The following is a 374-nucleotide window of genomic DNA, read 5'->3' on the forward strand; positions in this document are numbered from 1 at the left end:
GTCCTCGAGGGTGCGGATCAGCGGCCCGAGCAGGGTGTCCAGCTCGCCGCTGAAGTGACGGGCGACGCTGTTGTAGCCGTCCTTGAGGCTGCCCTCGGAGGCATTGGCCAGGGCCGACAAGGCCAAGCGCCAGGCGTCGGTTTCGAACGCCGAATCGTACAGCGCCACCTGGGCCATCTGCGCACGGGCCAGGCGGTGGCTGCTGGCGGCATCCAGGTCGCCACGAGCGGCGGCGGCAATGGTCTTGGCCAACGAGGTGAACAACAGGCGCGCAGTGTCGGCGGCGGCGCTGAGCATGGCCGGCAGCTGGGCCAGGGCCTCGCGCACGTAATGCTCCAGGGCACCGCGGATATTGGCGTGCAGGTGGCCGTCGA

At 69.8% G+C, this 374-nt stretch carries 1 protein-coding gene; it reads right to left on the reverse strand.

Annotated features, from left to right (window positions below; all coding sequences use genetic code 11):
- On the reverse strand, nucleotides 1-374 hold a 374-nt coding region (locus P5705_RS26225; RefSeq protein WP_277463758.1), incomplete at both ends, for a hypothetical protein.

Source organism: Pseudomonas entomophila (genome assembly GCF_029478665.1).
Classification (GTDB): domain Bacteria; phylum Pseudomonadota; class Gammaproteobacteria; order Pseudomonadales; family Pseudomonadaceae; genus Aquipseudomonas; species Aquipseudomonas entomophila_F.